Annotated in this window: 7 protein-coding genes; all 7 read right to left on the reverse strand. The window is 38.3% G+C overall.

Going from position 1 to position 9,870, the window contains the following annotated elements; genetic code table 11:
* Positions 1-241: 241 nt before the first annotated feature.
* Positions 242-2,896: a UvrD-helicase domain-containing protein gene (locus C233_RS0121525; RefSeq protein WP_018669543.1), complete on the reverse strand. Its 2,655-nt coding sequence runs from the start codon at positions 2,894-2,896 to the stop codon at positions 242-244.
* Positions 2,897-3,179: 283 nt separating this feature from the next.
* Positions 3,180-4,739: an ATP-binding protein gene (locus C233_RS0121535; protein WP_154656086.1), complete on the reverse strand. Its 1,560-nt coding sequence runs from the start codon at positions 4,737-4,739 to the stop codon at positions 3,180-3,182.
* Between the two features lie 259 nt (positions 4,740-4,998).
* Positions 4,999-5,676, reverse strand: coding sequence for a recombinase family protein (locus tag C233_RS0121540; protein WP_018669546.1), 678 nt, complete (start codon positions 5,674-5,676; stop codon positions 4,999-5,001).
* 200 nt (positions 5,677-5,876) lie between these two features.
* On the reverse strand, positions 5,877-6,827 hold the full coding sequence (locus C233_RS0121545) for a zinc-binding metallopeptidase family protein (RefSeq protein ID WP_018669547.1): 951 nt from the start codon (positions 6,825-6,827) through the stop codon (positions 5,877-5,879).
* Entirely contained in the window at positions 6,796-8,397 is a 1,602-nt protein-coding gene (locus tag C233_RS0121550) for a hypothetical protein (RefSeq protein WP_018669149.1), read from the reverse strand. The genes C233_RS0121545 and C233_RS0121550 overlap by 32 nt, the downstream gene beginning before the upstream one ends.
* Before the next feature lie 97 nt (positions 8,398-8,494).
* A complete protein-coding gene (locus tag C233_RS0121555; RefSeq protein ID WP_018669150.1) occupies positions 8,495-8,779 on the reverse strand; it encodes a hypothetical protein in 285 nt (94 codons plus the stop codon).
* 99 nt (positions 8,780-8,878) lie between these two features.
* Positions 8,879-9,870, reverse strand: a 992-nt coding sequence (locus C233_RS0121560; RefSeq protein ID WP_018669151.1) for a DUF3871 family protein, incomplete at its 5' end; no start/stop codon positions are given.

Raw genomic sequence — 9,870 nt, forward strand, 5'->3', positions numbered from 1 at the left:
GGAACAGGAAGACGGAAATCCTGTGGATTTTCTTTGGAATACATACGGCAAATGCCGTACTGATGATAGACAAGATCAGGAACAGGACGGTGAAAGCGGCATGATATGATTTTACAGGCAGAGGCAGAAGATGTCTTCAGACTTCTTCCCGAGCGTCATGTCTTGTAGGGTAAGATTGTGTGAGAAATTACAGGAATAGGACTATAAAAATGGCATATGAAGTGAGTATGCTCTATCATCTTCATATGCCATCTTGATTTTTAGGGACATTTACTGAATATCCCTGATTTAGTTTATTCAATCGCACTACGACTGATGTTTGACTTCTGCCCATTTTAGCTGCTATATATTTCACACTTTTACCCTCATCATACAATTTCAATAAAAATTGGTCAGCTCCTCTTGTCCATCTTTTATTGGCGTTGGGGTGCTTTACGTAGCTTTCCTTTGAAACTCTTTCGGGATGTAAGAACTCATCTACAAATACAGAAGGGAAACGCTTATCGTATAGCACAAGGGTTTTCATCTTTGCCCTTGTTATTGCCACATAAAACAATCTACGCTCTTCTCCATGTGGGAATTGGTCGCTTTTAGTGAGTACATAGTTAAGCACGGGGTCGTTACTCACAAGAGAAGGGAAGCCATATGTATCCTTATTGCATTGTAAAAGTATTACATAATCAGCTTCAAGACCTTTTGATTTATGTACGGTCAAAAACTCGATTTTTCGTCCTCCTATCATATAAAAGAACTTATTACCTTCTTTAATGGATTGATACATAAAAGACAGGTAATAATCATCAAAGGAATAACGCCCCAACAAAAATATTGATTTATCTGATGGAATAGAAGCCACAAGTTGTCCTATCGTATTGCAATAATCTCGTCTATCATAAGAATAGAACTCCAACTCTGTTTTCATTTTAGAATCGAACGAGTGGATATCCTTTTGTATTTGGGCTTTATTACGCTGTATGAAGTGGGAGGACAACGAAACCAAAGGCTCTCCAAATCTGTAAGTAGTTTCAATTTTGTTTATCTCTGTTGCTCCAAAGTATTCGGAAAATTGATTAAAAAGAGCCATATCACTTCCCGAAAAACGATATATGGACTGCCAGTCATCACCTACACAATACAACTTTGCAGGCGGATTCCCCTCTCGTAACACTTTTAAAAAATTGTAACGGTCAACCGATATGTCTTGAAACTCGTCCACAATGATATAATCATACTCAACAGGATGAGAAGTACGACATATTTCTGTGGCTTGAAGAATCGCATCGGTAAAATCAATTTGGTTACTATCGCTTAATGCATTTATATAACGTTCATATACAGGTTGAAATATGTTTTTGATAATAAAAACACTTCGTTCGTCATCTGCATTCTTTGCTTGTTTCAGAATTTCTTTAACTGATTTGCAACTTGATTTCACCAATGTTACGAAAGTAACTACAAGTCGTATAAACGCCTTTTCTTGCTTACTACTTTTGGGTAAAACCAAATCATACAAATCTTCATCTGTCTTTTCTTGGATTGGCACACCCACATTCTCTAACATTTTTTTTAGTTTATCCTTTATATCAGAATAATGGAAATCAGCACTTGATGTTATTAAAAGCTGAGTACCAAATTTCTCATGAGCTGCTTTCTTCCAAGTTATGCCATCATTATATTTTTGATTGGCTTCTTCGTATGTTATATTTTTATCCTTTGCAAACCAAGCTGGAACAAGACCGTGCTCATCAACTCCGAAATGTTCCAAATAGATTCGTTTGGTTACACCCTTTTGCTCGAAGTATATAGAAAAATCGGGACGATATTGAGAATACATTTCATCTGCTAATTGATGTTCGTATGGCTCTTCATATCTGAATTTTACTCCAAGTGATGATAAAACAAAGCATATCTTTTGCTCCTGCTCACTTCTCACATATATAGCTCTACCGTCCATATCGGGAAACATCGCTTTTAGTTGAACATTCTTTTGTTCCGACAATTTTTCTCGCCTTTCATTCTTGTGTTGTTCCCAATCTGTTTCTTTAACAGGGTAATCAATGAAGTATTCTACCACACTATTCTTAAAAGTCTTATTTTCTAATAGGGTGTGATAAATATCTATGAATAAGGCATCGGTATTGTCGCAAATAGAGGGCTTTATACCTGCTGCTCTTCTGATAATATCAATGGCTAATTTATGAAATGTATAACCTATCAAACCATCAGTAGCTATTCTCTCTGTAAGTTCGGCAGCAGCCTTATTCGTATAACTAATGAGTAAAATTCTATGAGGTGCAATGCCTTTTATTTCTGTTAGATACTTGACTTTTCCGATAATAGAAGAGGTTTTTCCACTACCTGCACTGCTAATAACCAGGCAATTATCTTCTTCTGAAACGATTGAGCGTCTTTGTTGCTTGTCTAATGGATATTTTAAACAATGGTCGAAAAAATCTTTATAGGTATTAAGTAAGGAATTTATTACTGTATCATTATGTTGTTTGACAAGCTTATTGATATTTCCAAAGTCACGAATTAGATTTGAGATTGTTACGGATGGAGTGATACTGAAAATTTTAAGTTTCTTAACGAGTGAATGTGCTTCTTGAAAATATGATATATAATGATTGGTGAAATCCTTTTCTTGCGTTGTCGATATTATCTTACCATAAAAGCCATTGTTAAGGTCTGTCGGAATATCCACAAATACAACATCATTTAGTTTAGATAATTTCTCTTGGGATTGCTCGTGGTTGGACTTCTCACCATAAGCGGATATATGATTTAATTTTCCTGATAATTCTTTAGATTTGTTTTTGAGGCATATTCGTGTTGCAGCTATTACGATAACAAAAATAGCGACAAGACAAATAACTATAATGAGTAAAGAGTGCATATCAGAGATAATAGTTTATCGGATTAAAATTAAGCATTTACAATTTATACAACTTTATTATTTAGAATTCTTTCTTAAATAACCTAACTTTTATCAGAAATCTGTTTACTGATAAAGTCAAGTATTCTTTTCCGAATATCGTCCTCAGAATATTTATCAACGTAAAAACCTTCAGATTTCAGTTTCTTTTTTAATAAATTTGTTAAATTGTCGTTTGGCATAATTCCTGTTTGTTCATGGTAGAGGATCGTAAATGTTGTCTCAATATAAGGATCGACTAATTTTATTTCTTTATTCTCGCAATTTTTATTTCTTTGTCCTCATCTTGCGCTATCTTAATTCTCAATAAATCCTCATTGAGGATATCTAAACATCTATTCAGCATCATTTCATTGTCAATTATCACAACACAAAGTTTTTTTCTTGTTCTTGTGATAATCTGATATAACATCTGCTTCTGTGAGTAATAGCTATTATCTGCAATTAATAGTCCAGAAGAATTATACTTAAACCGGTCATCTATAACTATTACTACATTATCAAATTCTTGACCTATTACAGAATGTGCACTATCTTTACTATCTGATAAATACTTCTCATAATAAAAGAATGAATGTATGCTAGGTGTATAATTGATCACTTTCCATCCTCTATCTGACAACATTTGTAATAATGCTTTTGCAGACAAATAGTCTTTGCTATAAATAAGTTCAATATTTGGATATGTTACATTTGGAATATTTCTATTAATATCAAAAAGCTGTTTTATAAAATACGCAATCTCTTTATTTGTTCTAATCTTGCTTGTCAGTTTATGAGGCTTACACGATAATTCCGTTTCTATTCTTTCTCGAATATTGTGATCTCTTTCATTGTTGTGTAAATACTGCATTTCATCATAAGAGAATATACATTTTTTATTCAAACGTCGTACTTCTTTTGTATATTTTTCAAATTGAGTAGGATACATACGTTGAGATTCGTCAATAATAATCAAATCATAATCATTTATATCTGGAGCATATTTAGGCATATATATCTTCCAACCCCATTTATTTATTAGTATTTGATGACCACTATTTAATTGGGCACAATGTAATATAAGAACTTTATCACCCTTTTGAATGCTTTGTTTAGCTATATGATACGTTAATAATGTTTTCCCCGTTCCTGCACTCCCTGTTAAAGCGATAAAATTAGTAACTCTATCTGAAAGTTTTTTTTCTATTTGTTCACATATTTGCTCTTGCTGTGTAGTCAGAAAATACCCCCCATTCATAAATTTTTCAGGAGAATTAAAAGGAGATACTAAATAGTCAGATGGGTTGAACAAATCATCAATATTACTCAGAACTAATATCTCTTGTGCTAATAATTTGTTACATAATTCGATAAAATTCACTTCCTTCGTTTCGTTTGCACTACTTCCAATTATCAGTTTGTATAATTTATTTTCGTTTAGAATATAAGTGTAAATATGAATATCTTTCTGTAAAAAACTGAGATAGTACTTGTTTTTTTCTTGTTGTTTAAAAATCTTATCAATAGTACTTTCTGTTTTTACTTCTATATTTATAATGTAATTTTTTCCAAACCTAAGAAGATCAAATTCTTTTCCAATTTGGGGTATCGAATATCCCAAATAGTAATTGTCTACAATAGAAACATCATTTTTTGTTTGCAAAATGTTCTTTACCAAATGCTCTATAGTGTTTAGTTCATAATCTTTTATTCCTTTCGTATTATCTACAACAATCCCGTATCCATTCATTAATTTTTGAAACAGATCCTGATTTAGCTTTCGATAAGCTTCTATAATGGATAAAATATTAATCTTCTTCATAATATGCATATATTAGGTACCCAAAATACATAAAATATATGAAATATCATATACACATCAAGGAAATAGTATCACCGAGAAAGTATTATTTGTCCATATTTTACTCCCGTCTTCGACCTACTCTTTTACCTATAATATCCTAATTTTCCCAAAAACAATCTTCCTTATATAGGATATTGGAAATTTTCGGCAGTAAAAGGAGAATAAAAAATAAGGGAAACCATTATATATAGTCTCCCTTACTTACCGTTTTTATTAGTTATCTCAAATTATACCTTTTCAACAATATACTTACCTGTGAAGCTCTGAACTGGCACCCTTTGGAAGTCACAAATCCTTCGTTATTCAAAATCCTAGCCATGTCCGATAAGCTTCTCTCTTCTTTTACCAGGTTTTTCAGTAATGCAATGGCTCTCTTGTTATTAGGATTATCAAGAGCTTTCTGATGATTGGTCCTGTTACTGTTCTTTACCGCCTGTTCCAGTCTGCCCAGCAAGTTCTCTGATTTACCAAGCTTATATCCTCTTGCTTTCTTGGCTTTCAGCGATTGTCTTGTCCGCTGGCTGATTAATCCTGCCTCATATTCCGCTATTGACGAAATGATATGAAGGACCAGTCTGTTAGCCTCCGGAAAATCACAGAACACTATCTCAACATCACTCTCTAAAAGTTTACTGGTAAAAGCCACATTCCTGCTTAGTCTGTCAAGTTTGGCTACAATCAGGACAGACTTTGTTTTTTTACATAATTCCAAAGCTTCTGTAAGTTTTGGCCTGTTGGATTTACGGCCACTCTCTGTTTCAATATACTCAGAGATAGGTTTTCTGTCCTTCAGGTAATTCCGTATTATTTCTCTTTGTGCCTCTACTCCCAATCCTGACATTTCCTGTTTTGTCGTGGATTGTCGTAAGTAGGCCACATAATTTTTCTGTTCCATAATTAACACATGTTTAACACTCTTCCCGGTTACCAAACGTCCGTTCAATAACCTTTAAGCTGATTTATAAAAAAGGCTTTTCATGAGATTTCGAGTTCTTACAAATTCTACTCTCCCACAGAAAGCCTGTCATCACATATCCCGATTTCCCGGAGAAGTACTAATACCTTATTATCTTATATGTATCAGAAACCCTCTTTTCATAAATACAGTGTCTCCTCCTCATCCTCGCTCCAGAACATCCGGTAATCCTCACATATCCTTTCATAATCCTCCGGTTTCAGACAGGGGAAATTAGTGGAATACATGTCATAAAGGTCTTCAGGAGTAAGGCCGGGGTTATTGGCAAGTATATCATAAATCTCATCCTCGAACTCATAAGAATTATCATAAGAGTCCGTTGGAACATGAGGATAGACGTCCGTACAATCCTCTATGATATGCTCTACGAACAGCAGGCATTTCAGCAGGTCTTTCTTCACCGTGATCTCCTCATCAGTATGGGCATTATAATAACCACACGAAACGTTAATACAGGAAACCCCAAGCCCGTTCTCCTTCAAGGCCAGGAGATCGGTCATCAACCCGCTTTCTTCCTTATAATTCCATTTCTCCGGTTCTATCGCTTCGATGAACCCTCCGGAACACAACTCCGAATAGCCTATAGCCGTAATCAGATCAGAGTTCCCTTTCCGGTCAGGCTGGACGATGAATCTTACATCATCAAAGAAGGACATTACCGCTTCCGAACTGCCCCGACATCCGGTTTCCTCCTCCCTGAAAAAGGCCACTTTGATGGAATCATACTTTTTCAGGCATTCCAGGCAGATGAAAACCCCGTTCTTGTCGTCGGCGCCCAGATTCTCAAACCTTCTGTTCCCCGGCGAATAACCGAATATAATATCTCTGGTTTCCACTGCCTTGAAATCCCCTGAATGGTTGCAGTGTGATACCTGGTCGATATGGCTCACCAGACAAGGATACGTCTCTGATTTTCCCTTTACCACATACAGGTTCCCGAACCTGTCCTTTGAGACCGATATGTTTCCGGGAAGCTGTCTGATATAGGAACAGAGGAATCTTATCATCCTCTGCTCCTTTCCGCTCGGGCTGTAGATACTATACAGCCTCTTCAACAATTGCATGTTCATGGCCCGTCTCTTTTTCAAGTTCATAACCGTATGGAAGATTGGTGGCCGGATTTACCCTGTCGAATACCTCCTCACCGAATTCCCATGCCTCCTTATTTTCCAATAACCTGCATAACGTATACACATTGATGCTTTTATCCTCATAGAAACCTTCCGATTCATTCCAGATATGGATTCGGGTTATATCGGTGTAATCCTCGTACCATTCACCGTCATACTCCGAGTAAATCCAATTTTTCCGTTTGAATTCCCCTTCGGCTTTCTCCATGCACTCCCTGCAACAATAGTATTCCTCTGTCATCTCCGAGTATTCCGCATCGTCCGTCAATATATCCGTCTGGCATTCATCACAGCAGACACAATCGTCCTCATGGTAATATTCCCCTCTGGATTCTACCCATACGAAATCATCCATGTTATTCACATCCACCCGGATTTCCCTTCCATTCCGGTAGCAGGACCTTGTTTCGTAACAGTAGTACTGGTGGTAATCGTCCCATTCGTCATCATCCGTATCACCGTAAAGGTTCAGGTCCGTAGTATCGAGATTATGCGAACAACAGGGGTTATGATAGTTGTAGGCCTTGTTCATGCTGTAGCTGTACCATTTGAAGGAATCCTGATAGGAAAGTGTATCCCACTCTTCCAGACAGCACTCTGTCTCAAACCTCCTGTCCGCTAACGGATTGCCATGAATATCCACGAACGCGTTGGATTCCTGACAGGAGGCTCCTACAATCTTATAGCCGTCTATATAATCCCCCTTGATAAGTTTGTCCACAAGCAGACGTTTCAGCACGTCATTGCCGTCCGAGGAGTATTGCCTTTCAAGCAGCCTCCATTTCCTGCCGTCCTGGTCCGTGACCTCGGTAAACAGAACCGCCCGTGCCACAACCAGCCCGTCCCTGTCGGTTATATAGGCCGCCTTGGCTTTTACCGAATCCTCATAGAACGAGGTCCTGCCCTTATCCGTCATACATGAGCCGAAATCCCCCCTGCAACAACTGCTGTCATAGATTCTCCGGAACGCATCATCGACATGCAGTTCCATATCGGGGACATGACCATAGGTATAAGTGCACCAGTTTTGGGTGAATACATCTCCTGAAATCCAGTTTACAACACATGGAGAGAGCAGTTTCCCTATCTCCGTTTCAAGGATGAGCTCCCTCATGAACTTTCCTGCCCTCATCTTGAAAATCCGGTTGCGTTCAATGTTGATATAGCGGATTGAATTCCTGTCCAGATCCTCGCATACGCCCCTGGCTTCATCAGTCCGATACCTGGAGGACCAATAGGCCGTGCCTATCAGCTCCACCTTATAAGGCAGTCCTTCATCCTTCTTCCCTGATTCGATGACGGCATCCGTCACCTTTTTCTGTAGGCCTGCCATATTATATATATGCAGCAGGGTATAGTCGTCGTGTTCCCTGCAATATCTGAGCAGCGCGGGGCTTTTCAGATGTCCCAGCAGTATCCTGTTCTTCCTTACCGCTGTACCGTTCTCCCTCTTTTCAAGGCCGAAATATGCCTTGAAACCTTCGTAACCACAAAAATCATAGTATAACATAATCTTCTGTATTTTAAATTAAATAAAAAAGGAGGGATACTTCCTTTCAGTCGGAAATATCCCTCCTCGGAATATCAGTCGGTATGTTTCAACCGTTTCAGATGAATGGTATCGTCTCGTCCTCCAGAACTCCCGATTCCACTATCTTTTGACATATCTCATGCGAAGCCTTGTTCCTCAGGTCATATCTGTAATCCTCACTTCCCATAATTTCAATCACTTCAACCATGCTTCTGAACAAGGTCTGTTGTAAGGTCCTGTGGAATGTAGTCACCGCCAAAGCGAATCTCTTTTCATTCCACCCATCGTCGTTCAGGGCATGTTCCAGTTCTTTGGCAGCCTTGAACTCTTTACTGTTTTCATTCAAATATTCTCCGTTCATGTTCTTACAGGTTTTAAATAGGTTCAACAAAAAAAGGGAGAAAGACCATGTTTGTCATATTCAGATCTTTCTCCCTTGTGAGTTGGTTTGTTTTCCGGTCTAACTCAGAAACCAGCCATAATTCTCTGTATCATCACCGTTCAAGGCCCTCTGGATACCGGCTGCAAAATCAGTGCAGTTCCGGTTTCTCTCCAGGAACTTGTCAATATAGGATTGCTTGGCTGCATCATTAAGAAGCTGCATCAAATCCCAGCAGGAAATCTTGTCTCTGCCACGTAGTCCGAAATTAGGATTCTCTATGTAGCCTTTCGTTGCCGCATTGATATTCGAATCGCCCAGGATAACTTTTGGCAGTTCTTTAAGCCCGGACGTCGGCAAGACCTGGTACAGTCTCAAACGTCCTATTATCTGACAGAACTGTTCCTGTGAAATCATTGTTCTTCCTAAGCCTTCAAGTAACCTGAGATTCTGCTCCGGATTGAAATCTTGAAACAGGCTGAGTGCCGAACTGTAGATATCCGCATCACTCATTACCTCCAGCCTTCCGGTCAGTCCGTCATTTGTCAACATAAGGTTGCTGCATACACGCACACGCCAACCGATGAATATCTTGAATTTCTCGGGTGATTTTCGGGCGTATAAGTTTTCTTCATTCAGACTTCTAACGCCGCCGATGCAAAGATGTACCTCCTCACCATTCATTTTTCTGCTCATGGTTCTGATATGAAAGCAAAAAGCCATTCGCTGATAATAGACAGTCTCGTCCTCCGGTTTAAGCTCTTCTTTTTTCTTGGTTAATGCACCCGGTACACGTCCTAAGATTTTATGTGACACTCTGATTTCCGTGTTCCCGAAGTTCTCGCCTGCAAAATATACTCTTGCGGCATCCTCTACCTGGTGAATAAATGCCTGGTGACTAATTGTTAGCTGGTTGTCACTGAAACTTGGTACGATACAGTTCCTTTCAAGTTCTTCAAGTGTGATACCCGAAGTGTTTGATTCGATGAAATTAGGATGTTCTTCTTCCGATACGATTACGGCATCTTCAACATTGATTGCATCCGTCATTCCTGTTACCATTCCGATTGTCC

The organism is Bacteroides gallinarum DSM 18171 = JCM 13658 (assembly GCF_000374365.1).
Taxonomy (GTDB): domain Bacteria; phylum Bacteroidota; class Bacteroidia; order Bacteroidales; family Bacteroidaceae; genus Bacteroides; species Bacteroides gallinarum.